This window comes from Pseudomonas sp. BF-R-24 (assembly GCF_019947335.1).
Lineage (GTDB): Bacteria > Pseudomonadota > Gammaproteobacteria > Pseudomonadales > Pseudomonadaceae > Aquipseudomonas > Aquipseudomonas jessenii.
Window position 1 is genome coordinate 163,878 of the sequence record NZ_JAGYGG010000009.1, and the last position, 24,464, is coordinate 188,341.

General features: G+C 57.8%; 25 protein-coding genes and 2 pseudogenes. 16 read left to right on the forward strand and 11 right to left on the reverse strand.

What is annotated here, in order from left to right:
* Positions 1-126: 126 nt before the first annotated feature.
* From KGA98_RS10175 to KGA98_RS10195, 5 genes are all read right to left on the reverse strand, one after another.
* The gene (locus KGA98_RS10175) at positions 127-459 is read right to left on the reverse strand and encodes a hypothetical protein (RefSeq protein WP_057714906.1); all 333 of its coding nucleotides are present in this window, start codon (positions 457-459) and stop codon (positions 127-129) included.
* Positions 460-1,105: 646 nt separating this feature from the next.
* On the reverse strand, positions 1,106-1,588 hold the full coding sequence (locus KGA98_RS10180) for a hypothetical protein (RefSeq protein ID WP_090455109.1): 483 nt from the start codon (positions 1,586-1,588) through the stop codon (positions 1,106-1,108).
* Positions 1,585-2,406 carry a transcriptional regulator gene (locus KGA98_RS10185; RefSeq protein WP_159389889.1) on the reverse strand — a complete coding sequence of 274 codons (822 nt, stop codon included), beginning with the start codon at positions 2,404-2,406 and terminating at the stop codon, positions 1,585-1,587. The genes KGA98_RS10180 and KGA98_RS10185 overlap by 4 nt, the downstream gene beginning before the upstream one ends.
* A gap of 622 nt (positions 2,407-3,028) precedes the next feature.
* The gene (locus KGA98_RS10190) at positions 3,029-3,490 is read right to left on the reverse strand and encodes a hypothetical protein (protein ID WP_223502257.1); all 462 of its coding nucleotides are present in this window, start codon (positions 3,488-3,490) and stop codon (positions 3,029-3,031) included.
* Positions 3,491-3,649: 159 nt separating this feature from the next.
* Complete coding sequence (locus tag KGA98_RS10195) at positions 3,650-4,330, reverse strand: DUF3313 domain-containing protein (protein WP_057714902.1); 681 nt, start codon at positions 4,328-4,330, stop codon at positions 3,650-3,652.
* Positions 4,331-4,663: 333 nt separating this feature from the next.
* On the opposite strand from KGA98_RS10195, the gene KGA98_RS10200 reads away from it, so the two are divergent.
* The gene (locus KGA98_RS10200) at positions 4,664-5,056 is read left to right on the forward strand and encodes a GFA family protein (RefSeq protein ID WP_057714901.1); all 393 of its coding nucleotides are present in this window, start codon (positions 4,664-4,666) and stop codon (positions 5,054-5,056) included.
* An 11-nt stretch (positions 5,057-5,067) separates the two neighbouring features.
* On the opposite strand, the gene KGA98_RS10205 is transcribed toward KGA98_RS10200, so the two are convergent.
* Together KGA98_RS10205 and KGA98_RS10210 are read right to left on the reverse strand one after the other, a co-directional pair.
* Positions 5,068-5,490, reverse strand: coding sequence for an MAPEG family protein (locus KGA98_RS10205; protein ID WP_057716609.1), 423 nt, complete (start codon positions 5,488-5,490; stop codon positions 5,068-5,070).
* A gap of 78 nt (positions 5,491-5,568) precedes the next feature.
* Positions 5,569-6,522, reverse strand: a complete 954-nt coding sequence (locus KGA98_RS10210; RefSeq protein ID WP_223502244.1) for a diiron oxygenase — start codon at positions 6,520-6,522, stop codon at positions 5,569-5,571.
* Between the two features lie 199 nt (positions 6,523-6,721).
* Here KGA98_RS10210 and KGA98_RS10215 point away from each other — a divergent pair, with 199 nt between their 5' ends.
* Positions 6,722-7,678 (forward strand): AraC family transcriptional regulator, encoded by a 957-nt coding sequence (locus tag KGA98_RS10215; RefSeq protein WP_223502245.1) that lies wholly within the window; start codon positions 6,722-6,724, stop codon positions 7,676-7,678.
* Between the two features lie 51 nt (positions 7,679-7,729).
* On the opposite strand, the gene KGA98_RS10220 is transcribed toward KGA98_RS10215, so the two are convergent.
* A complete protein-coding gene (locus tag KGA98_RS10220) occupies positions 7,730-8,353 on the reverse strand; it encodes a DUF4157 domain-containing protein (protein ID WP_411736663.1) in 624 nt (207 codons plus the stop codon).
* A 110-nt stretch (positions 8,354-8,463) separates the two neighbouring features.
* Positions 8,464-9,342, reverse strand: coding sequence for a helix-turn-helix transcriptional regulator (locus KGA98_RS10225; RefSeq protein ID WP_223502259.1), 879 nt, complete (start codon positions 9,340-9,342; stop codon positions 8,464-8,466).
* Between the two features lie 96 nt (positions 9,343-9,438).
* Here KGA98_RS10225 and KGA98_RS10230 point away from each other — a divergent pair, with 96 nt between their 5' ends.
* The 8 genes from KGA98_RS10230 (at position 9,439) to KGA98_RS10265 (ending at position 16,548) form a co-directional block, all read left to right on the forward strand.
* Entirely contained in the window at positions 9,439-10,395 is a 957-nt protein-coding gene (locus tag KGA98_RS10230) for a threonine dehydratase (protein WP_223502246.1), read from the forward strand.
* A 111-nt stretch (positions 10,396-10,506) separates the two neighbouring features.
* Positions 10,507-11,202, forward strand: coding sequence for a tRNA (adenine(22)-N(1))-methyltransferase (locus KGA98_RS10235; protein ID WP_317848842.1), 696 nt, complete (start codon positions 10,507-10,509; stop codon positions 11,200-11,202).
* 653 nt (positions 11,203-11,855) lie between these two features.
* The gene (locus KGA98_RS10240) at positions 11,856-12,476 is read left to right on the forward strand and encodes a hypothetical protein (RefSeq protein WP_223502260.1); all 621 of its coding nucleotides are present in this window, start codon (positions 11,856-11,858) and stop codon (positions 12,474-12,476) included.
* A 118-nt stretch (positions 12,477-12,594) separates the two neighbouring features.
* Entirely contained in the window at positions 12,595-12,801 is a 207-nt protein-coding gene (locus KGA98_RS10245; protein ID WP_057714895.1) for a hypothetical protein, read from the forward strand.
* A 271-nt stretch (positions 12,802-13,072) separates the two neighbouring features.
* Positions 13,073-13,513, forward strand: a complete 441-nt coding sequence (locus KGA98_RS10250) for an Ohr family peroxiredoxin (RefSeq protein WP_223502248.1) — start codon at positions 13,073-13,075, stop codon at positions 13,511-13,513.
* 78 nt (positions 13,514-13,591) lie between these two features.
* Positions 13,592-14,044: an Ohr family peroxiredoxin gene (locus KGA98_RS10255; RefSeq protein ID WP_223502249.1), complete on the forward strand. Its 453-nt coding sequence runs from the start codon at positions 13,592-13,594 to the stop codon at positions 14,042-14,044.
* A gap of 127 nt (positions 14,045-14,171) precedes the next feature.
* Positions 14,172-14,630, forward strand: a complete 459-nt coding sequence (locus KGA98_RS10260; protein ID WP_057714893.1) for a MarR family winged helix-turn-helix transcriptional regulator — start codon at positions 14,172-14,174, stop codon at positions 14,628-14,630.
* 412 nt (positions 14,631-15,042) lie between these two features.
* Positions 15,043-16,548: a multiheme c-type cytochrome gene (locus KGA98_RS10265; RefSeq protein ID WP_223502250.1), complete on the forward strand. Its 1,506-nt coding sequence runs from the start codon at positions 15,043-15,045 to the stop codon at positions 16,546-16,548.
* A gap of 65 nt (positions 16,549-16,613) precedes the next feature.
* Here the strand turns inward: KGA98_RS10265 and KGA98_RS10270 are convergent, their stop codons facing one another.
* Positions 16,614-16,835: a hypothetical protein gene (locus tag KGA98_RS10270; RefSeq protein ID WP_223502251.1), complete on the reverse strand. Its 222-nt coding sequence runs from the start codon at positions 16,833-16,835 to the stop codon at positions 16,614-16,616.
* Between the two features lie 54 nt (positions 16,836-16,889).
* Positions 16,890-19,829, reverse strand: a complete 2,940-nt coding sequence (locus tag KGA98_RS10275; RefSeq protein WP_223502252.1) for a multicopper oxidase domain-containing protein — start codon at positions 19,827-19,829, stop codon at positions 16,890-16,892.
* A 386-nt stretch (positions 19,830-20,215) separates the two neighbouring features.
* On the opposite strand from KGA98_RS10275, the pseudogene KGA98_RS10280 reads away from it, so the two are divergent.
* From KGA98_RS10280 to KGA98_RS10305, 6 genes and pseudogenes are all read left to right on the forward strand, one after another.
* Positions 20,216-20,407, forward strand: a pseudogene (locus KGA98_RS10280) (LysR substrate-binding domain-containing protein); the annotation flags it as partial.
* Between the two features lie 205 nt (positions 20,408-20,612).
* Positions 20,613-21,290 (forward strand): thermostable hemolysin, encoded by a 678-nt coding sequence (locus KGA98_RS10285; RefSeq protein WP_223502253.1) that lies wholly within the window; start codon positions 20,613-20,615, stop codon positions 21,288-21,290.
* Positions 21,280-22,761 (forward strand): AMP-binding protein, encoded by a 1,482-nt coding sequence (locus tag KGA98_RS10290; RefSeq protein ID WP_223502254.1) that lies wholly within the window; start codon positions 21,280-21,282, stop codon positions 22,759-22,761. The genes KGA98_RS10285 and KGA98_RS10290 overlap by 11 nt, the downstream gene beginning before the upstream one ends.
* On the forward strand, positions 22,758-23,432 hold the full coding sequence (locus KGA98_RS10295; protein ID WP_223502255.1) for a TenA family transcriptional regulator: 675 nt from the start codon (positions 22,758-22,760) through the stop codon (positions 23,430-23,432). The genes KGA98_RS10290 and KGA98_RS10295 overlap by 4 nt, the downstream gene beginning before the upstream one ends.
* The gene (locus KGA98_RS10300) at positions 23,419-24,228 is read left to right on the forward strand and encodes an SDR family oxidoreductase (protein WP_057714887.1); all 810 of its coding nucleotides are present in this window, start codon (positions 23,419-23,421) and stop codon (positions 24,226-24,228) included. Before KGA98_RS10295 ends, KGA98_RS10300 begins: the two co-directional genes overlap by 14 nt.
* Positions 24,225-24,464, forward strand: a pseudogene (locus KGA98_RS10305) (hypothetical protein); the annotation flags it as partial. The gene KGA98_RS10300 and the pseudogene KGA98_RS10305, both read left to right, overlap by 4 nt.

The window sequence follows — 24,464 nt, forward strand, 5'->3', positions numbered from 1 at the left end:
AAATTGAAGGCTCATCTGTTAAATGATAAGGGTCAAGCCTGACGGGCAGTCATGGAGAAGATGCGCGATTGGGCGTTCTCGCTGTCGGTGAAATCGACCCCATTGTCATTGGCTTTGAACGGGTTTTCAGAGTCCCCGGATCAGTTCCAGTTCCGCCGAAAATGCGTACTTGCTGTCCAACGGTGAGTCGTCCATGTGTTGAACGTTGCGCGGATCGATTTTCGAACTGAAGATCTGCGATTGGGGTTTCATCGGGTCAATGGCTGCTGCTGTAAAGGCGTAAAAGTCGTCAATACGATAACCGTTTTTTACCTGATAGCCAGTTTTCACAGTAGTTGGGGCCTTTTTGTTGGTTTCGACACTCGTCAATTTGGCACTGTAGACACCCTTGTCGTCGGCCATGGCCTTGAGAGAAAGCAATAAACCAAACGACACGGTGACGAAGTTTTTCAGTAGCATCGAGGCGATTCCTTATTAACAGTTTATTCAGGCAGCGCAGAATGTCAGCTGCATCTCTGCCACGACTTGGGCTGCAAATAATCTCACTTCGATGGTGCCTGCCAAAGTCAATAACTCATATTTGTCAGGTCGTCAGAAGAGGCCAGTCAGCGTTTGCCCGCCCCTCATAGAAGTATGAGCGAACTGGCGTAGCTCATGCCTGTGTCACTTTGTGGTGGGGCGGGGAGAGTAGAATCACTGCTCTGCTCGTCTGCATGATACTCATTCTCACTGTGAATCTTCAGATGCGATAGTTTCTGGGTGTCATCCGGGCTTGTTTCAACTTCATAATATTCAATGGTCGTGCTTTCGACGGAGTGCTCGTCGTGCGCCAACGAATAAAGTGGAATGGCAGACAGAAACAAGACCCCCAGGAATCTGAAAGTCATCGATTTATGGGCTCGCAGGAAATGCATGGCGTTCACTTGATTCCCCCTGTAGGGCATTGTCCCGGACGAGAATCAAGCGGGCTCGATTCCAAGGATTATCGAGGAGGGATTTTTGGCGGGGGAGACGTTTGATTCAAATCAATAAGTATTATTTTTGTTTGAAAATTCTTTGATGTGAACCTTTGCCAGACGGGTGTCGAGCCCGTTCGGGAGGCCGATTAATGGTTCATGCAGCGCAAACGGCCAAGTTCATGGATGTAAAAACACACCGCGTTTTTATCCTGGGTCGGGATCAACTCGTAGTTCAGAATGGCGCCTTCTTGCAAGACGTATTGACGTCTAAAGAACAAGTCAGGGGTCTTTTCAATGGCAAAAAGTTCATTGTCCTGGCTGAGCTTGATGTTGCTGACTTTGATCTCGACGTGTTTATTGCTTTCTCCGATTATGTTCGCTGAGATGGTCGCGTTGCGGATTTTCCCATTCAGGCTTTCCAGCGTGGTCCCCGTGAGCCTGCCATGCCCGATAGTGAGGTACTCTTCGGTGTTGAGTTGGTTAAGATCTTCCAGCCATTGTCGGGATTTTGTCTGGTAACTGATGTTTTCCATGTAGTGCGAAGGTGAGTAAACGAAAGAGAAAATGCACAGTGCATTGATCAAGCCTATAAGAGGCCAGTGAACGGCTTGCGAAATTTCAAATTTCATAAAGTGACTTCCAGACATTGACGAATCATCAAGGCGAGGTCCCTTTCGCTGCTGTTCAATTGTAGATTTGCAGTGCTTAGATCCTGGCGGATGCACGAAACGGAATAGTTGGCTTTATACAGGTTGATCCAGACCTGGCCCTTCAGGTTTGGTGGCAGCTGTTCGGTTTGTTTGGCGGACAACTCCATCAGCGCTTGCGCCTCGGCAAGATCACTGCCCACGGCGTGTATGACCAGTCCATTCTTGTCGGCACTGGAAATTTCAATTTTTGGCGCGTCGAAGTCGAATTGAAAAACAGTAAAGGCAACGACTGCCAGCGTAACGATATAAGCGATCAGCTGGGCTTTTGTAATGCGCGCGGATTCATTGGTTTTACCTGAGGGTGCAAGCAGCCCATCACTACCAGCCGGCGGTAGTTGCTCAGCGATGGGGGCGGGGGGCTGCGTTGTTTCCTCCCGGGGTGCCGGTACATCTGCTTGTGCATCGACGACACATTGCCGGTTGAAGCAATATCCTCGTCGAGGAACAGTCATCAAGATCTCGTGATCCCGGCTGTCATTGAGAATATTGCGTAGTGAGAAAACCGTTTGATTCAAACTGCCGGAGGCAACCACGCGGTCATTCCAGGTGTATTCGATGATTTCATCGCGGCTTTTAGTGACACCTGGCTCCATGAGCAGCAGGTCCAACAGGCGCGACTCAGCTCTACCTAGCGTGGAATTCTGTACATCTCCATGGGGTGTTGTAATGGAAAGCATGGCGCTGTCCGGGTCGAACACCGCGACGGCGCCATTTTTCAACTTGAAGGTGTAACTCATAGAAATCTTCCGTTCAGGCGGTGCTGGCCTGAGTATAGGGGCCGGATTTGGCTCGGTACATTCTGGTCTGGGAAGTGAACGAAGATGAGGGCCCAGCGGAAGGTGCACTGTGTGTTGCATTTACGATGCTGGATTGGCTCGTTTCAGAGGCGTGCAGTTCGGCAAACAGCCCTGTCTGTCAGAGGTATCCGTTCAATCATACAAAGGAAAAGCATTGCTGGATGACCCATGGTTTTCGATTTGGACACCATGAATAATGCTTGGAATGGATTAACTGCGCTATCCGAAAACTGCAAGCTCGGGCAGGAGGGGGCGCGCGCGGCCACACCTCAATGAACTAACCTCGCTGTTGCGCCAGGTTTCTGTATCAGCCTGAACTATCAGGATACAAATCAATGATGGTGTTCTTGTGCGCTTGGCTTGTGAAAGATTATTTTTGATTCTTATTAGCTTTTAACCAGGGACGTTACCGATTTAAATGGATCTCGAGGAACGTTGCGTGTTCACGGTTTGTTTGTCGCGGCGTCAACGATCCTCACCTCTCGTTCTACGACTTTGCCCCGAGTCCTTTCATGAAGGGCCCGGGGCTTTTTTTGGTTCTTCACGCCGTTGTCGTCATCGATCAAGGCAAAACATCGTAGCCACGTTGTTGCAGGCAGCTGCTGTAGACGGAGTTGTTGGCGGTGATGCTTTGTTCGCTCTCACTCAGATTCTCCCGGCGCGCCTGGCGTTGCCTGGCGCCCCCCACGACGACGCCGGCAGCCGCGGCACTGCGTGCGTGGTTCTGGCGATAGTCTTGGCGGGTATCGTCGTCGATCTGGTCATAGACGATTTCATGTTGGCGGCCCCGAACTTCCGCCGCCGTCGCACCGGCTACCGCAGCGGTTGCGGCGCCCTTGGCCCGACCACCGGAGGGCACGGTGCTTTGTACCGGATGCTGCGCGTTGGCTTGGGATTGGCAGGCACTGGTGTCCTGCTGGATGGTCTGGGAGGTCTGACCTTTGAGGGGAATCACGGTTGCCGCCAGGGCGCTGGTGCTCATCAACAGCATCAGGATCGCCAGGGTATGGGCCAGAATTTTCATCATCGAGTCTCGCGTCAGGCGTCGGCACGGCTAACGGTTTGTCAGAGGGAAAACGCGGCGTGGCGCCACGTTGAAACCCCATGCCGGTCTGCTCGCGATGCCATCCAATGCCGGTGGACGGCAGGCACTTTCACGCTTGCGATGGGGTTTGCTTGAACGTCAATGCTTGAGGAGCAGGGCCTGCATATCGTCTGACATGCCTTTGAGTGCAACCTTGAAGTCATTGGCAACAATCGGCTGCTTGGCATTCTTGATGGTCTCGCCGAACACCTTGCGCACGATCTTCGCTACCGGCAAACCGGTTTTGGCGTCGATCAGGTTGGCTTCGATGTACATCTCGGCGGTCTGGTCCCGGTGCCCGGTGGCTGCTTGTGTCGCCCCGACAATGGCCCCGATTGGTACGACTTCATACCAGTGCATGCCTTCGTTGTTGGCGCTGACGTGAGTGATCGCCGCCTGCAGGATCAGCGACCGTGAATTGGTTGGCGCCAACTGTGGATAAGGGACGATCGCATAGCGGCGGGCAAAGGCGGTCTTGACGCTGTTGCTGGCCATCAATTGCAGGTCTTGCAGGGTTTTCAGGCTGACGCGCGCGGTCGGCTGCGGCGATGGATACAGTTCCATCTGCCTGAACACCACTGTGGAATACGCGCGTGGATCGAACCCTGGCGATACCCAGCGCAATACTTTCTGCTCACTCGGCGTAGTTTGCTCCTCCAGGCCCTGGTAATTGCCCAGGAAGCCCGAGTATTGCTCTTGCTGCGCGACTTGCGAGACACAGCCGACCTGAAATACACAGCTCAAAGCAATACCCGCAATCCATTTATTCGACATGCCCATATGTTTGGTTCTCAAGTGATGAAAGTTGTCATTCGGGTTCCGACCTGGCCCCGGGCAATGGTCCGGGCGCCTTGTTTTCAGGCACTGGTATTTGCCAGTCGGTTACGCAAAGCAGGTGCTTGCACGCCGGTCAATGCGGGCCGAATGCTGCCCGTAGCGGCGGGATAATCCGAATCAATAACTCTCAAAAACTGTTAAACACACGGTCAGGACAAATTGCACATCGATCACAGTTGCCTACGCTAACCCTTTGCAGCGCCGGTTTTGGCACCGCCGTGACGTTCCTGTTTTCACGCTGATACGCCGTTTCGGACGGCCTGAAGGAGGCACCGCATGGACCGATTCACCGGCGGTTGTTTGTGCGGCAAAGTGCGTCTTGTCGCGTCGGGGCGCCCGTTCCGGGTTGGTGTTTGTCACTGTCTCGACTGCCGCAAGCACCATGGGGCGCTGTTCCACGCGTCCGCGATATTTCATCAGGATGCCGTGACAATCGAGGGCGAAACGCGTGACTACGCCGGGCGGCACTTCTGTCCGCAGTGCGGTTCGTCGGTGTTCTCACGCAGCGCAGACGAAGTCGAGGTGAACCTTGGATCTCTGGATGCCCCTGACCAGTTGACGCCAACCTACGAGAGCTGGACTGTGCGGCGCGAGGCCTGGTTGCCGGCGTTTGCACTCACCCGACACTACGAGCGCGATCGAGACGGCACGGGGCGATTTGAGGATTAGCGGGCACCTGTTCATATGCCATAACAAGCGGCTATGACAATGAGCGCGAGAAAACACACCAACTGAACGCTAAAGAAGGCAAACCGAACTGCCACGAACGCATTGGTTTGCTCATGGGAGACGTGAACCAATGACTGGCACACGCGAGCGATCAGGACGAGTGTGGACAAGTAGTTCACTGCGGCGCCGTTGACATCAAGGGCTGTAATCACGAACACGATGACGCCAAACACAGGCAGGTTTTCCACACAGTTGGCGTGGGCCCTTGTCCCGCGGCGATACCAATCTTCGCCTTCGAGCCGATCGCTTCGGAAAGAGGCGATCGGAACACTCGAGAACAGGATTGCGACCCAGCGATAAACCCCGACGGTTGCCATCAATAGCAGCAAGGTCCAGGTCGCAAACCCAAGCAGCATCCACATCGGTATCGTCATGGCCGCCATCCTCGATGGTTCATTATCAGCACGTCGTCCCGCAGCGCGACCGACGAGCAGTCAGTCGCGCGCTGTCGGTCAATTGCTCATGATGGGGGCCAGAGCGGTCTGAATCCTGGACATCTGTGCCGGCGTTGTCATCTGCGTCAGCAGTCGACCGAAGTGTGGATGCCGTACGCCCGAGATAATGTATTGCCAGCGGTAGGCGCTCAGTACGCAGGCCTTGATTTGCGCGGTCTCATCGACACTGAACGATCGTGAAGCATGACTGATGAAGTAGTCGGCATCGGCTGCCGATTGTGCCTGCAGGATCGCGTCGACGGCCGCTACCAGCGCAATCAGGTCATTCACTGCCTGGTCGTGCTCGGCCGACGAGAGTTTCGCGTGCTCGTCCTGCCATTCCAGCTCATCGAGTACGACGTGCCGGCTTTCATCCTTCCAGTGGAATTTGAAGACATCCTTGAACAACGGGCACAGTTCCTCGCGCGGGGCGATGCTTTGCACGTAGTGCGCCTGAACAAACAGCTCGATGTGACAGGTCAGTGCCAGCACCGCCCAGGTACTGGCCGCCAGTACCGCGCGCGCCACCTCGTTTGGATCGGCAACCTGACGATATCCCGCTGGCAATTTCGAACTCATCATCGTCTCCATGCGCCGGAACAACTCCTGGTGCTTGATCTCGTCGTTGGAAAAACGCACCAGCGCTTCAAGGGCCAGTTGATTGTCAAATACATGGGCCCGCCCCTGATCGAGCATCTTGGCACTGATAAAACGCTCGACCAGGCCAAAGATGTACGCATAGGTCCGGCCCTGGATCTGACTGAGCAGGCGCGCCTGGTCCGCATCGAGAAAGGTCAGGCGGTCGACCCGCGACAGTCCGTCGGGAAGGAATTTGCGCGAGTAGTCGAAACTGCGGTCCTGGAACAGATCGCGATCGATCTGCCATTCGGACTTTTTCGATGACCTGACCATTTGCGCATAACGGGCGGTGTTGCCTGACGCTGAGCCGGGTAGGGTAACGACGCTGTTCATATGGATCTCCTGCTGCCCTGGTGGCGTTGGAATGGGGCAATTTCGGTTGACGTCGGAGCCAATGACCCTGGGTGAAGCCTCTGGGGACAGTTTCGATCGCTGATTCCGCGTTGGTGCTAATCTAGGCGTCGCAGTTCAGGCGGTGAATGACCGGTGCGCCTGAAAACCTGCTCCGGACTCCGGAAAGGAGGGCGGTCAAGTGTTGGATGCGCTTTCTGATGTGTTGCGTGTGATTCGGCTGTCTGGAGGGGTCTTCCTCGAGGCGGAGCTCACTGCGCCCTGGTGCATCAACGGCAGAATCTCGGCGGATGATTGCAAGCCGTTCCTGGCGGCACCTCGACACATTATTGCGTCGCACTTTGTCGCCGCGGGGCGCATGCAAATTCAAATCGACGGTGGTGCCGCCATCGAGGTAGGGGCAGGCGAACTCGTTTTGCTTCCTCGCAACGACGCACATTCTTTTGGCAGCGACCTGAGCATTGCGCCCATGCCAGCCAGAGAAGTCATCCAGCCGCCAGAAGTCGGCGGCATATCACGGATCAAGTACGGCGGGGGCGGCGAGGCCACGCAGTTGCTGTGCGGGTTCCTCGGTTCAGAAACACCCTTCAGTCCGTTGCTTTCGTCGTTGCCTTCCTTATTGAAACTGGATTTGCGTGCGACGGCTTCGGGCACCTGGATCGAAAGCTCCTTTCGTTTTGCTGTCAGTGAAATCGCGGCGGGCCGCGTCGGCTCGACAACGGTCATCGCCAAGCTATCGGAGCTGCTATTCGTCGAAGCCGTCGGCCAGTATGTCGCCAGCCTTCCCGCTGAGCGGCGTGGGTGGCTGGCGGGGTTGCGGGATCCGCACATCGGGCGCGCACTGGCGCTATTGCATGCCCGTCCAACCGAAGGCTGGACGGCAGAAGCCCTGGCGCTTGAGGTGGGCATGTCGCGCTCGGTGTTCGCCGAGCGCTTCACGGCATTGGTCGGACAGCCACCGATGCAATACCTGACGCTGTGGCGCATGCACGTGGCGGCTAAACAGTTGCGCGAAGGTCGCGGCAATGTGGCGCAAATCGGCTTTGCCGTTGGCTACGACTCCGAAGCCGCGTTCAGTCGCGCATTCAAACGCCAATTCGGCACATCCCCCGGCACCTGGCGCAGACAATCCGCATGAGAACGGGCGGTGCCACCTCTTCATGGTTACCTGACCAGGCTTGACCCTTGCTCAAGGATATCGAGGCGATTCTGCCCGAGCCTGGCTGGTTCGTAGCGCTCTGGCTACCTGGGCTTGAATCTCGTAGGCAGGCGCCTCGACGGCTTCGTAATCACGGGTATAACGAGTGGCGAACTCGCGATCGCCCCATTGCTGGTACTGCTGCACGTGCTTCAACTCATGCGCCCACAGCGCGACATCGTTAAGTGCATCTTCGGGATTTCGAAAGACGATGATGTCGATAAGGGTGACCGCACGTACATCAGGATTCTGCAGCATGGTGTGTGCGGCGTTCAGCTCCACATCATCGCCTACCTTGTAGCGAACCGAATCGAGCACTTGAATGTCATAGTAGGGTTCGAGCTGGGCCCGGATATTCAGCGGGATTGGCTGGATATCGCCGGTTGCCGCGGTGTTGCGCGATTGCACAATCCAGTTCTGCAATCCAGAGGCCGCCATCTGGTTCATGTCGTCGAAGATCGTTCCAGCTTCCTCTTCGGAACCTGGAGCACAAAAACAAGCGACCATGCAGACCTGATACTGCCCGGCCGGGCAGGCGAAAACCGAGGACGAGGTGCCAGCGCAAAAGAGCACGATCGTTAACCGGAAAACTTGACGCAAAAAAATAGCTGGCAATGGGTCCTCCCATGGGCAAAGGCGGTCGGCAGGCAATACGTTGGGCGTCTCGCGCCCATTGTGCTGCCGCGTGTTGGACCGCTGCGACACCGTTCGATTCCCTGGGTTCCTCAGTTTCTTTTGGCCACGCCGAGCAGGTCAGCTTTGGCGTGGGCTTCGCTGTCAATCTGCTCTAACCCCAAAGACTGACGCAGCTGCGCCGGACTCACTCCAAGGCGTTGCTTGAAGGTGGTCGCCATGTGCGCCTGGGAATTGAAACCGCAGGCGTAGGCGATTTCCGTCAGGGTGGCGGTCGAATCGCGCATCAGGGCACGGGCCTTGGCGAGGCGTCGGTCGATCAGGTAGCTGTGCGGGCTTTTGCCGGTGGCGTTTTTGAAGGCCCGCATGAAATACCCTTCGGACAATCCAAGCAGGCCCGCCATTGCCGCTACGCTCAACGGGTCTTCGAGGCCTGCATCAATGAACTCATCGAGCAAGCGCATCCGGCTGCCGGTTATCGAGCCATGGGGTGTTGTCGACACCGCTTCGCTACCCGTCGCCCGTTCGGACAATGCCAGTGCCCAGGCCTCCCAATCGTCCTCCACAGAGGACAGCAACAGCGCCGCACGCATACGCCACGCGAGAGCGGTGGCTTGCCGGTCGATGCGATTGTTGAAGGCACGATCCCCCATCAACGCCATGCCATCGGTGCGAATCACCCGCAAGTATTCGCCGCCCTGGGGGGATTCGGACAACACGTCACACCCGGCGGGGACGAACGCCAGGCCGTTGGGCACGGCATCGAAGGGGCGTATTCGGTCGCTGCCGATGGCGTGCAGGCCTCGCTGGCTGTCGAAGGCGAAGCCGATTCCCGCCTGGGTCGCGACATAGCGGGTCGCGTAGGCGCAGCCGGGGAGCAATTCGATTGCCCAAGGGCCGGCCTCGATACGACGGACCGGTTCGGACAAGCGTGGTGGCGGCGGGCGATTTCGATGACTCATGGACACCATAGTAGTGAAGAGGGGGGACAAAAGTCAGGTCAGTTTTTTGAAAGCCGGAGTACTGCGCCGTTGTTCAGACTGGGCAAAACCTCAGGGGGACCTCTCATGCACACACTGACTCGCGACGATATCGAACAGGCCGCTCGCCACGTTTACCAGGTCATGCCCGCCACAGCCCAGTACCCCTGGCCCTTGCTGGCTCAGCGGTTGGGTTGCACGGTGTGGGTCAAGCACGAAAATCACACGCCTACCGGTGCCTTCAAAGTGCGCGGCGGTATCACGTTCATGCACTGGCTCAAGCGCGAGCACCCGGGCGCGAAGGGCATTGTCAGCGCGACCCGCGGCAACCATGGCCAGAGCTTGGCACTGGCGGCTCGCACACTGGGTTTGCAGGCGTTGATCGTCGTGCCGGAAGGTAACTCGGTAGAAAAGAACAACGCCATGCGCGGCTTTGGCGCTGAAGTGGTCGAATATGGCCGCGATTTCGATGATGCCCGTGAAGAGGCGGCCCGTCTGGCGCACGCGCATGACCTGTTCCTGGTTCCGCCGTTTCACACCGAGCTGGTCAAAGGCGTCGCCACTTATGCGCTGGAGCTGTTCAACGCAGCACCGGACCTGGATACCGTTTATGTACCGATTGGCTGTGGATCGGGGATTTGCGGGGTGATCGCCGCCCGCGATGCGCTGGGTCTGGAAACAGAAGTGGTTGGCGTGGTTTCCACGCAGGCGGCGGCTGCACAGATGTCGTTTGACGCTGGCGCAATCTGCGAAACCGCCTCGGCCAACACCTTTGCCGACGGCCTTGCCGTGCGCAAGCCGATTCCTGAAGCCTTTGCCGTCTATGCGGCAGGTGCTGCGCGGATCGTATCGGTCAGCGATGACCAGATCGCCGAAGCCATGCGTGTGTATTACACCGATACCCATAACCTTGCCGAAGGGGCCGGTGCGTCGGCGTTGGCAGCGCTCATCTCGGAGCGTGAAGCCATGTCGGGAAGAAGGGTGGGGGTGATTCTCTCCGGTGGCAACGTCGACAGATCGGTGTATGCGCAAGTGATTGCGTGAAAAGGGCCATGACCCTGGTCACATAAATTTGAAATGCACGGCATTGCTCGACAGAATCACGCCCCGATCCGGCCCAAGTCGCCGGACGTTAGTGGTGAAAAGGGGCCGCAGTTGAACGAACAGACATTGTCCATGCGCCTGGAGCGCGTTGCCGCCTATGTGCCAGCCGGTGCGCGCCTGGCCGATATCGGCTCGGATCACGGTTACCTGCCGGTGGCCTTGATGCGCCGTGGCGCCATTGCGGCGGCGGTAGCCGGCGAGGTGGCGTTGACGCCGTTCCACGCGGCCAACCGCACCGTGCGCGAGAACGGCCTGGACTCGCAAGTCACCGTGCGCCTGGCCAACGGCCTGGCGGCAATCGAGCCGGGAGACGGGATTACAGCGGTCAGCATCTGCGGCATGGGCGGCGAAACCATCCGTGACATCCTCGACAGTGGCAAGGCGTACCTGAGCGGTCAGGAGCGCCTGATCCTGCAGCCCAACGGCGGCGAGCAGCCACTGCGCCAATGGCTGATGGACAATGGCTATCGCATCCTCTGCGAAGAAGTGCTGCGGGAAAATCGTTTCGACTACGAAATCATCGTCGCCGAACGCGCAGGGCCGGTGATCTACACCGCCCGGGAGCTGTACTTCGGCCCGTTGCAGATGCAGACCCGCAGCCCGGCGTTCCTGGTCAAGTGGCAGCGCAAGTTGCGCCAGAAACAGAAGACCCTGAGCCACTTTGCCCTCGCGCAGCAGGCCGTGCCCGAGGAGACGGTGCAGGACATCGCTCGGCAGGCCCGGTGGATCACCCAATTGCTGGCTTGAGCAAGCCTGGGGCACCGCTCAAAAGAACCTCGATTCAGCGTGGGTGTGGCTGAGTCGAGCGAGACGCGTCGACGGCCCCTTCAGGCGACTCGAATTTGCCGGTGACCAGTAGGCAATTTTCGCCATTGGTCGGGGCTGGCGACGAAAGTTCAGCGCAATAGCGGGTTTTTTTTCGGTATGTCAGGTGAAGCGATTCAGCGCCGTAGCTATGCAGGTTTCAGCCAGGAAAACAGGTACCTCAAGGTGTTGGATTTAGTACCGTTTGTCGAGCGTACTGCTCAAAAAGTGAACGATTTTGATATGCTTCGCTCTGATTTACCGGCAGGCGGATCCTTTGACAGTTCGCGCTGCACTCACTAATAAAATGGACGTATACCTCATCTGCATTGAATGGAATGCGCATGGGGATTTTTTTTACCTGAGACCTGGAGTGATAGTATGCCGTCATCACTGACTTGCTGGGCGAGTCGCTCTCTCTTGTAATACCAAATTATTTAGTTGATTCAATCAATGCGAACTTGATCGTGCAGGCGCAATTAATTAATTAATTAATTCGCATGCCTGGGGCATGGTCAATTTGCACTGCCGCAATAAGTGGAGATGTAATCTTGGATATTAGTACAATTATCGGCCTGATCGGCCAGAAAGAATCCATGGAGTTTTTGCGTTTAGGCGTAGTGTACGTTCACCTGTTGGCTTGCTGCGTAGCTATTGGCCTGGTGTTTGCCAGCGATGCGGCAATGGTAAAGGACTTATTGAAAGGTCGCGTGTCGTCGGGGCACGATAATGAACATATGGCCAGTCTTCAGAAGTCTGTTTCCAATGCGTTGATCTTCTTGTGGGTCACCGGAGCTGCGATTATAGGTATTGATTACCTTGAAAAAGGCATGACCTATTTTGCCAATCCGAAACTTCAAGCAAAAGTTATTATTGTAATGTTGCTGACGTTCAACGGCATGTTGTTGCACCGCTATGTATTGCCGGCAATGCTGAAGGCCGGTTCGCTGCTTGATCTACAGATCAATGTGCGAATGTTTGCCCTGTTCTCTGGCGCACTGTCGGGCGTGTCCTGGCTGTATGCCGCCATGCTTGGTGTCGGTCGACCGCTGGCCTGGAAGTATTCGCTCACCGAGTTGCTGATGGCCTATCCGGTGTTGATCGTGCTCGGCTTTGCGATGATGGTGGCGCTGACCCAGTGGGCGCGTAAGCGCAACGAAGCAACTCCGGTTCAAGAAACTTCGTGGTTGTTTGCGGGTATTCCTGCGCTGCGCTGAACTGACGAGGCTCCAGGAAAAGACGGGTGAACCTGTCTGAACCTTTCAAACATCAGACCCCCTCCTTGTGAGGGGGTTTTTTGTGTGTGGGGCTCAGGAAATCAAAGAACCGGCTCGAATGGCCGGTTTTTTTTCGAGTGAAAAACGTCCATTTCACTTCAGCGCCAAAGCGTTGATCGTCATGGGTGAAAGCGATCCGATGCGCGTAACCGGGGGCTCCGGAGGGCCGGACGGTGAGAAGCCCATCATCCTTTCCGCAAGGGAGAGGGTAGCGAGGTTGATCTCGCGTCTACCGCTCATCGGCAAGGCACAAAATAAACTTTGACATCATTGGGGCTTTGGTTGAATATTCATCCATCGCATACGATTTAATCGATAGCGATTAAAGATAACGACAACCCCTGCCGTTTGGAGACTCAGCCATGAACACCGGAAGCCGCCGCACAATGTTTATCTCAACCGCTCACGCTTCCCATGGCCAGAACGGCAACAACTGGATCATTGCACACGCCAATTGATGAACGTTGTCTTTTTAAATGCCATAAATATCGTATGCGATATAATCGCACAAAACATCAAGTCCTGAGGAAGTCCCCATGAGCAAGATCGAAAAAGTACTGGCAACCGGCAAAACCCACACCACCCACAGCGGTGTCGGCGGTCACAACGGCAACCTCGATATCGAACTGTCGTCACCGGGTTCCGCCCAGCCAGCCCACGTCTTTGCCGCTACACAGCCGCACCCGAAAGCCGAGCAACTGTTTGCCGGTGCCTGGTCTGCCTGCTACACCGCGGCAGTGGGGCTGGTGGCCCAGGAGCGCAGTATCGTGTTGCCGGCGGATATGGCCGTCGACATCGAAGTGGACCTGGGCCAGACTGGTCTGGCCTATTTCCTTCAGGCCCGACTGACCCTGCGAGTGCCAGGGCTGGCACACGATGTCGCGACCGAACTGGCGCACATTGCCGACTCCATCTGCCCTTACTCCAAAGCCACACGCGGCAATATCGACGTTGCCCTGAACGTGATTACGGCGTGATGCCTGGATGCACCACTAATATCTCATGCGATAAAAGCGTGCACGAACATAACTCACTGTAATCCTGAGGGAATCATCATGAGCAAGATCGAAAAAGTACTGGCCAGCGGCAAAACCCATACCACTCATAACAGCGCGGGCAAAACCTCGCGCGGTCATAACGGCAACCTCGATATCGTGCTGTCGTCCCCCGGCAGCGATACACCGGCACATGTGCTCACCGCCGTCCAGCCGCACCCGAAAGCCGAGCAACTGTTCGCCGGAGCGTGGTCGGCCTGCTACATCGCAGCGGTGGGGCTGGCCGCCCAACAGATGAAGGTGACACTGCCGACCGACACCGCCGTCGACATTGAAGTGGACCTGGGCCAGACCGGCGCAGCTTACTTCCTCCAGGCCCGACTGACCTTGCGGGTGCCGGGGCTGGATCAGGGGGTGGCGACCGAGTTGGCCCACAACGCCGATGCAATCTGCCCTTACTCCAAGGCCACACGCGGCAACATTGATGTCGACATCAACGTCCTGACGGCTTAACCCACTGCACGGCCAGCTCACTGGGGATTTCCCCGGTGAGCTGGCCGTCGGCGTTTATACGCACTTCCGATACCATCGCGTACGACGTATAGTTTCGGTCTCGCAAGATTGAGCCAGGAGAACGCCCATGAAAAACACCGACAAGACATCCGCCCTGGATCTCAAACTCACCGACTTCCTGTGTTTTGCGGTCTATTCCACCAACCTGGCCTTCGGCAAGGCCTACAAGCCGATGCTCGAACGGCTCGGCCTGACCTATACGCAATACATCACCCTTGTTGCGCTTTGGGAGGAGGACAACCAGACCGTTGGCAGCCTCGGTGAAAAGCTGTTTCTCGAATCCAATACCCTCACGCCGATCCTGAAAAAGTTGGAAGCGATGGGTTATTTAATGCGCCAGCGCGACCCGGAAGACGAACGCCAGGTGCGGATCAGTCTGACCAAAGAGGGGCGAAAACTGCGCGAAGGTCTCACCGAAGACGGCTTCCCGCAAACCGGTCTTGATCCCGACGACTTCGTGCAGATGCAGAAGGCCATCGTGAAGTTACGGGGCAATCTCATTCGGTCGACCAAGGACAGAGAGTAAGTCGTATCGAGTAAAGTGAGTGGCCCCGGATTTGCGAGGTGCACCCCGCAGAGAAACCCTGGCCCTCCCGTCTGACACCCCCCCGATTCGGAGTGAGCCCCCCACTAATGGGGGCTATTGCTCAGCGGTATTCGCATGTTCATTAACCGGTTACTTCAATCGCTGGCCAATGTTTGCGGATCTTTCAGGTCACCGCGCCTATTTTATACAACGCTGGCAGAGTAATTGCTGAGTGAGCTTGTCCCGTTCATGCAAGGTGCAGGGCCGGGATGCTGTGGAGCTGTCAGTACTCCATTGAGTGATTGCCTGTAGCCATCGGTTTGCATCACGAAGTAGCCCTGGCTTCTCAATACCGGGCTTACTCAATAGAAGTACTGCAGTCATCCTCTGCAACCGTCCAGGGGAAATGCTTATGAGCCACTCCAGACATACGTGTGCACAGGTAGCGCTGCACCGGTTGTGCTTTCTAACCTGCCTGCTGACGGTAACGCTGGTGGCGGCTGACGAACCTCAGGGCAATGACAATCAAAGCAATGATAAGTGGCTGGAGCCGGCACGCTCCAGGCTCATGCATGTGATTGGCGCGATGCCGTTCTTTCCGCATCGGGCCAATACCACCGGCAACCTGGTCTTGAATGTGAAGGACTTCGACAATGCCCAGGTCTGTGGCGCTTGCCATACGGAGATCTACAGGCAGTGGCGCTCGTCGATGATGTCCCAGGCCTGGGATGAGCCCATCTATCGGGCCTTGCTCAAGCGTGCGAGTGCGGCCACCGAGGGCAAGGTCGATAACTTCTGCACCGGCTGCCATACCCCGATCGGTCTCACCACCGGGCAGATCACTTCGCAAGTCAACCGCTCCTCGATTGAAGACAGTGCGAAGAATCATCCGATGCCCGGGGTCGATTGCGACACCTGCCACAACATCAGTGCCCGCACGGGCCTCGATAACGGCGCCTATGTTCTGAGCCCGCGAGCGCACGGCAAACCGACCAAGTTCGGCCCGCGCAAGGATGCCGTTTCGCCTTATCACGACACCGTGTATTCCGCTCTGCACACGCGCTCGGACTTTTGCGGCACCTGCCACAACGTCACGCACCCGTTCAGCAGCGTGGCGGTGGAGCGCACTTATGACGAATGGCAGGAGAGCACCTACAGCCTTAACAATGTGACCTGCCAGAGTTGCCACATGCCGGGCTTTGCGGGCAAGGCCGCGATCATGGGGCCGGACCGTAGGGAGGTCGCCTCGCATTGGTTCAGTGGAGCCAACGCAACGATGCTCAAGCACCTTGGTCAGGAGGAGGGCGCGCAACGCGCACGCGACATGCTCGCGCGCGCGGCGCAAATAACGTTCCAGCAACCGCCGGCCGCCATCATTCCCGGACAATACGCCTCGGTAGCCGTCAAAGTGACCAACGTCGGCGCCGGGCACAAGCTGCCAACCGGCTTTCCCGAGGGGCGGGAGATGTGGATCGATTTTCGGGTGCAGGATGCCAGTGGTCGCGAGCTCTATCGCCTGGGTTCGATCAAGGACGGCAAGACCGAAGTCAACACGCGAAATTTCAAAGTGCACATAGGCGACAAGAACGGCAATCCGTTGGACGTCGAGGTCTGGAATGCCACGCAGATACTCTCGGACAACCGCATTCTGCCCAAGGGCTACAATATCGGGGAGTTCTCCTTCCTGGTGCCGGCCGACGCCGTCGGACCGCTGACCCTGACAGCCGATCTGAACTACTGGCCGTTTTCCCAGAAACTGGCCGACTACCTGCTCGGCAAGGATAAGCTGCAGGTGGAAATCACCCGGATGGCCAATGTCACGCAGATCGTACCCCTGTCGACCGGATCCGATACGGCGAAGCGGGCGGTACCCGCGAAGTTGAAACTCGACGACGCTAGCGCTTACTACAAAGAATGAACATGTCATTACCATCGTCGAACAGGTAACGCGTCTCGGACAGCTACTGCATCCGGTAACTCGCGTTATAGCAAGTGGCTCTTGTGGGGCTGGTAACTGCGCAGCAAATCAACATGCAGACTGTGGTGGCCCAGTACCCGTCGGAGTCTGCCAACCATGTCCACGCCGTCGACTTTCAAGCCGACCTGACGCAGGCACACCTCAACCAGGATGTGCCCACGCTCGGTCAACTTCACCGCATTGCTCAGGTAGTTGAGCAGAATCTGGCGCGGGATAGAGACGATCATGCAAACGGTTCTTTGCGTTTGCTGACGACATGATCAGCCGTTTGATAGACGACGCTAGCCTTTGCCTCCGCTACTACCGCTACCGCTGCCGCTGCCGCTGCCGCTGCCGCTATTACCGCTACCGCTACTACCGCTACTACCGCTACTACCGCTACCACTGCTATCTTCCTGATTATTGTCGACCCCGACCTGTGGCCCCACACCATCTCCCGTACGGAATGTCGGTAACGCAACCGAGGCCACGAATCTCACGCCGTCCCAGCTTGGCAATGGTGTGGGCATCAATTGGAACTGGCCCGGGTGTTCAGAGTCCCAGCGCAGCAGCATCGACGTGTCCTCATGCTGTGTGTTGTGGCAGTGCTCCATGTAGGTACCGGCAAACTCACGGATGCGAATGGCCATTTCGACATTGTCGAGGCTCTCAGGATGACGGCCTATATTGTAGATATCTTTGCGCGCCCCTTTTTCCCATTCGGGTGGTGTCTTGCCACCTCGAGTGAGAATGATCCCTTCCTCGAAGTGCACATGCACCGGGTGACTCCAGCCATTGCCGCCGTTCTCGATCTTCCAGACTTCCAGCGTGCCTTCACCCTTGAACCCGGCCGGTGTCGGGCCAGTGGCCAGTTGTGGCGCGGCTGAAATCCGGCGCGGGTCCATGGGGAAGCCTCGGCCGCCATCGGTCTTGATCGTCCAGGGCGTAAAATCTGTGCCATTGGAGCGGCCAAAGATAAAGGTGCGGTGCCGCGCCTGGGCAAGCCGGGCGATATCGGCAGGGTCATCACGGTGCAAGGGCAGGGGGATCATGAACTTGCCCTCGGGCTTGCCAGGCTTGGCGGGCTCGAAGTCGACCGGATTCATGCTGACATCCTGGCCGGTGTAAGGCTGGACGTTCAGTTGCATGAACACGCCCACGCCCGGGTCACCGTTGACCCACTGTGGCCCGTGGCTGGTTTGCCTGACAACGGGCAGGTACTTCCCGGAGAGTACATCCGCCAATGGAATGTCACGTTTTGGACGCCTGCCGTTTTCATGCTCCTCGATGTTGACGAAGAAAATCCTGTCGCCCGGCTTGATGCCGTTTTTCGCGAAGTCGACGACGATGTCAAAGCGTTCGGCAATGCCCTGTATCGGCAGAATGGCATTGTGGTTCTGTGTGTCGCCGTCGCCATCGAGGTCCAGGCTGCCATCGAACGGCACCGCGTGCTCCATGATATTGCCGTCGTTGGCAATCATGTGGAACGGCACCCGGTTATAGGAAACCCCGGAGTTGTTCGGGCCAGGAAACTCGCCACCATTACCATTGACCTGACGCACCACCGCCAGCTTGAAGTAACGAGAAACCGATCCGTTGAGAATGCGCAAACGGTAGCGGCGGGCACGTACGTCCAGGAAGGGCTTGTACTCCCAGTTGGTCAGTACCTGGTCACCGAGAAAACCGTCGGTGTTGAAGGGGTTGAACCACAACTGGCCGGTCTGGTCCCAGGCCTTGTCAGCGATCGTCAGGTTGATGTCATAGTCGCGGTTACCCCACCCCAGCGCCGAACCGCTGGGCAAGCGCAGGTTGACGCCGTCGTCGACCGACTCGTTGCCACGGTCCACCGCGCTGTAGTAGTTCATCATCGTGGCATTGCCCTTGTAGACATTCTGCGCGGTGAAATCGAGCATGTGGTCGTGGAACCAGTGGGTGCTCATGGTTTCGCGCCAGTCGCCACGGATCTTGATGGTGCCGTGGTCGCAGGTCTTGAAGCCGGGGCTGGTGTCGTTGACGAAAAGGATTTCACCTGGGTCGCACGGGAACGCTGCCCGTGGGTCCTGCGCAGTGGTATTGATGCTGTCATAGCCGGCCAACTGGATGGGCCAGCGATAGTCGTAGTACTGGCCCGGGAAGAAGAACGCGTTGGCAAAGCCGTCGCTTTCCGCCGGCGAGTGGCCGTTATGTTCATGGGTGCTGAGGGTGTGCAGGCCAAAGCCCCGGTTGGCCGATGGGTCAATCGGCAAGGCATCGTAATGACGCATCAGCATCGCTTGGCCATAGCGTACTTGCAGCAGTTTGGGTGGAAAGGTGCCGTCGAACGTCCACAACGCATTGTGGTCCTGGACAGGGAGGTTGGGGTGAAACTGCACTTCAATGCCCTTGGTGGTGCCCTCGTTGGCCGGGTCGCCGCTGGTGTTGTGATAGAGCCCGCCCGGCGCAAATTCCCCCACGGCGTAGTTATGCCGTTGCATACGATCACGCAAACCGCTGTTGACGTGCGCGCCGGCTTGCACAGTCTTGAAGGCGTCGCGCGGGAAAAACTCATTGAAACGCTGGTGCGACCAGCCTTTTCCCGGTGGCCGGCCTTCTGCGGGCGAATCGACTCGGCGGTTGAGGAAAAGCTCGATCTGCGCCTTCCAGGGGTTGCGGTCCAGAACATTGGAGAACTCTGTCGGGAAGGGCGTCAATGCCGGCTGCCTGAGAAAGGCATCCAGAGCAGCCGGCGACGGGCCACTACGCGCCACATTCAATGGATCCTGCGCCGGTGCGGGGCCCAGCGTCGGAACCGGAAACGGAACAGGTGATGGCGGGTCGGCCGCATCCAGTTTGTTCGAGCCGAACTCCTCGAAAAGTTCAAGCTTCTGTGTGAACGGTTGAGCCCCGAACACCGGGCTGGCATTACCGTTGGTGGGGATGTTGAAGCTGGGTTGCAGATCGGGTGGCAGCACATTGTCGACCAAGGGGGTCTGGCGGTTACCGGCCACACCATTGGGTAAGTCGAAGGCGCCGACGTTTGCGGGAGGCTGCTTGAGCAAGTCCCTCAATGCGGCATTGGGATCGGCGGGCGGATTGGTGAACGCCGATGGGTCGGTAGGAGGCGGGGGATCGGTGTTGTCGAGGGGGACTGCCTGGGTCTGGGACAAGCCCAGCCCCAACATGATCGCGGCAGCAGAGATACTCAGCGCCAGCCTGGTTTTGGACAAAAGACTAGGATTCAACCTTCCGGTATCCAGTTTCATCGCAAACACCTCTGACGGGTTCCTCGGAGCGTGGCAATAGATGAGCAACGAGCCACTGCTCCTGGCCCGGCTGGCGAAACGTTTGATTGCGAGCCGGGATGGGAACGATGCAAATTTCCCGCCGAAAGTGACAGGAGGTGACTAATGGCTCTACGCCACGCTCCCCTTGTCCGCGGGTTTCAAGCTGGCGTATGGGCAGCCAGGATGAATAACCCGATGACGGGGAATATCCCCCAATATAGGGTGCGATTGTGCGGGGTGTCTGGGCCAGGAGAAGTGGCTGTTTTCTGAATGTATCGATGACCGGCTGCTTTCATTCGTCCCGACTTCATCGGTGCCCGCTGTTGGCCGAAGTGACTAGTGCGTGAGGGCAGGGATACTGACCACTGGACCTGGGTATCGTTTTGCTGCCTGAGGGCATCGCTGAGCAAGACCTGATCAATGGAAAGCTGCTTAAGGTCTTGCCTCAATGGCACGCCACTTCGGTTTCAGTGTATGCGCTGACCGAGACGCGCCTGTTGCCGGCGAAAACCCAGCGCTTCATCGAGTTTTTGCGCGATCAACTGGAGGGCGCATAAGCGTCCGCGCCATGAGTAACTGAGGCCAGACAGTCGGGGGCTCCGGTTAAACCCCCGTATTTGTTGGCCTAAGTCCGTTCCTGAAGCAGGCCATGGCATGTCATTACGGACTGTCACCAAGGCGACAATCGTTTTTTCACCTTCAGACTTCGTTAAGAAATGCCTTTGATACTTCTCCCCAATTGATCCGGGGGAGATGTTTTCAATGTCCGATTTCAACTGGAACGTTCAGTTGCCGCTGCACTTTGGCCTGACCGAAACGCAGCAGATGTATCTCGTCAGGGCCTTGCCGGACGCCCCGCAACGAAGTGCCTTCGAAGCCTTTATCCAGCAACGCTTTCGTAAGGCCCACGGTGCCGATATTCGCCACTTCATGCCGGAGCTGTTTGGCATGAGCGAGGCGTCCGGCGCGCTTTGCGCGGTGATTGGCGTGCGTCTGGCGCGCAGCGGACCGCTGTTCCTGGAAGGTTACCTGGACGATGCGATCGATCCGCTGATCAGTGCCGCGGCCGACCAGACCGTAAGCCGCTCAGCCATCGTAGAGGTAGGCAATCTGGCTGCCAGCGACACCGGCAGCGCACGGATGAGCATCATCGCGATGACCTACCTGCTGGCCATGGGGGGGCTGGAATGGGTTGCCTTCACCGGGAACCTGGGGCTGGTCAATAGCTTTCACCGCCTTGGCTTGAAGCCCGTGACCCTGTGTGCTGCCGACCCGGCGCGTCTGGGCGAGGACCGCCACGCCTGGGGCAGTTACTACGAAAGCAAACCGTGGGTTCATTTCGGCAATGTTCGCTCCGGTTTCATTCATTTGCGCAACATTGGCCTGTTCAGTCGCCTGGGCTTGCCGACCTCTATTGAAGGGGCCTGCCATGTCGCCTGAAATGGAGCGCTTCAAACAGACCCTGCGTAATCATGCTGAGCAAAAAACCAACGCCATTGCGTTGTGGGGCGATCATCTGAAGCTGGACTACGCCACGCTGTATGCCGAGGTCATTTTTCGTCAGCAGCGCCTGCGCGATGAACGGGTCAGGGTGGTCGCCCTGGCGCTGGACAATGGCGTCGAAGCTCTGCTCTGGGACCTGGCCGCGTTGTTCGAGGGTTTGACCTGTGTAGCCTTGCCGCCTTTTTTCAGTCCGGGGCAACGCAGGCATTGCCTGGAGCAAAGCCAGGCCGAGCTCGTCATTGCCGAGCCGCAATTGCACGACGAACTGCTGGCGACCGGGTATCAGAAGTGCGGCGAGTTCTGGCACCGCACGTTCAATGGCCCGAACCGGATGCTTGAAGGCACTGCCAAGTTGACCTTCACCTCGGGCACCACAGGCACACCCAAGGGCGTGTGCTTGAGTGCCGATAGCATTCTGCGGGTCGCTCACGAGCTGCACCTGGCCAGCAAACCCACCGATCCGCAACATCACTTGGCGCTGCTGCCGCTGGCCATTTTGCTGGAGAACATCGGTTGTTACGCTGCACTGTATGCCGGCGCCACCTTGAGCCTGCCCGGCCCGAAAACCCTTGGAATTGAAGGCGCCAGCGGTGTGGATGTGCCGACATTGTTGAGTTGCCTGGCCAGCCGATCGCCCCAGAGTCTGGTTCTGGTACCGCAGTTGTTGCTGATGCTGGTCAACGCTGCCGAGCAAAAGGCTTTCGACCCACAGCACCTGCGTTTTGCCGCCGTGGGCGGCGCCCGGGTCAGCGAAGATTTACTGCATCGCGCCCAACGCGTGCGCATCCCCGTCTATGAAGGTTACGGGCTGTCGGAGTGCGCGTCGGTCGTGTGCCTCAATCGCCCGCAAGCACGGCGCCCCGGCAGTGTTGGACGGCCATTGCCCCATGTAGAGATTCGCCTGGCGGAGGACGGCGAAGTGCTGATCAAGGGTTCAACCTTGCTGGGCTATCTGGGAGAGGCGCCGCACACCGCCCAGTGGTGGCCCAGCGGCGATCTCGGCGAGTTCGACGCCGAGGGTTTTCTTTACCTCAAGGGACGCAAGAAACATCAGTTCGTTACCAGTTTCGGGCGCAACGTGAACCCCGAGTGGGTGGAAGCCGAATTGACCCAGCGCGGGCCTGTCGCCCAGGCCTTCGTCTATGGCGAGGCCATGCCTCACAACCATGCGCTGCTCTGGCCCCATCGCCCGGACTGCACCGACGAACAACTGGCCGCCGCCGTGGCCCAGGCCAACGAGGCTTTGCCCGAGTACGCCCAGGTCCACCACTGGAGCCGGCTCGACCAACCCTTCACTGCCACCAACGGCTTGCTCACCGCCAATGGCCGGCCCCGCCGTGACGCCATCGTCGAACGCTACCGGGGGCAATTGAGCGAATCTGCATTTTCCGAGGAATCCGCACCATGAGTTTTTTTGACACGTTGCAAAAAGCCACTGAGCAAGAACGCATTGAGTTGTTCAACCTGCCGATCATCCGTGATGCGCTGGAGGGCGACGTCAGCCTGGAAAGTTACCGGGCCTTTCTGGCTCAGGCCTATTACCACGTGCGCCATACCGTGCCGTTGATGATGGCCTGTGGTGCGCGGTTGGCATCACGTCTGGAATGGCTGCGCGAAGCGGTATGTGAATACATCGAGGACGAATACGGCCACGAACAATGGGTACTCAATGATATTGAAACCTGCGGCGGTGACAGAGCCGCTGTACGGGACGGACGCCCGTCATTGCCGATCGAATTGATGGTCAGCTTCCTCTACGACCTGATTGCCAGGGACAATCCGGTGGGTCTGTTCGGCATGGTCAACGTACTTGAAGGCACGAGCATCGCTTTGGCGACCCACGCCGCCGGCAGTATTCGCCAGCACCTGGACTTGCCGGAAAGCGCCTTCAGCTACCTCAGTTCCCACGGCTCACTGGATATCGAACATATGCAGACCTACCGTCGACTGATGAACCGTCTGGATGACCCGGGCGACCAGGCCGCCGTCATTCACGCCTCCAAAGTGGTGTACCGGCTCTACACCGATATGTTTCGTGGCTTGCCGCGTAACGGGGAGAACCTGCATGCGCCTGTCTGAAGCTCGCGTCGTGTTGACCGGTGCCAGCGGCGGCATCGGCCGGGCCATCGCCACCGCACTGTGCGCCAGTGGGGCCCAGGTGCTGGCCGTGGCTCGGCATCGGGAACCGTTGGTGCCGCTGCTTGAGCGTTATCCCGGTAACCTGAGTTGGGTCCGTGCGGACCTGACGTTGCTCTCCGACCGCCGTCAGGTGTTGGCGCAGGCCCAGGGCATCGGTGGCATCAACCTGCTGATCAATGCCGCCGGGGTCAATCATTTCGCCATGCTCGAACAGCTGGACGACAGCGAGATCAATTCGATGCTCGCGGTGAACATCAGTGCGCCTATGTGCCTGACAAAACTTTTGTTGCCGCAGCTAAAGCAAGCCGCCAGTGCCATGGTGGTAAACGTCGGTTCGACCTATGGATCCATCGGCTACCCCGGCTACGCCAGTTACTGCGCCACCAAGTTTGCCCTGCGCGGGTTCTCTGAGGCCCTGCGCCGGGAGTTGGCCGACACTCGGGTCAATGTGCTTTACGTCGCCCCGCGAGCGACCCGTACCAGCATGAACAGCCCGGCGGCCCAGGCGCTGAATGATGCGCTCAAGACCAATGTCGACGATCCGCAAGCCGTGGCGGCCGCAGTGATTCACGCCATTGCCGGTGACCGTCGCGACTTGTACTTGGGCTGGCCCGAACGTTTTTTTGTACGCCTGAACAGCTTTTTGCCCCATCTGGTGGACCGTGGGTTGCGCAAACAATTGCCCCTGATCCGCCGCCTGAGCCAGAAACCCGACCAGGAGAATGTCAAACCATGAGAAAGATCATCGCTTGCCTACTGCTTGGCGCAATGAGCCAGAGCGTCTGGGCGCTGGACCCCGCCGACCAGCAGCGCCTCAACGGTATCCAGCAAAGCTGGGCGCACATTCAATACGAGTTGCCCGAGGGGCAACGGACCGCGGCTTTTGAAAAGCTGGCCGCTCAGGCTTCGAGTTTCAAGCAGGAGCGCCAAACGGTGGCTGAGGCCTGGATCTGGTCTGGCATCGTCACCAGT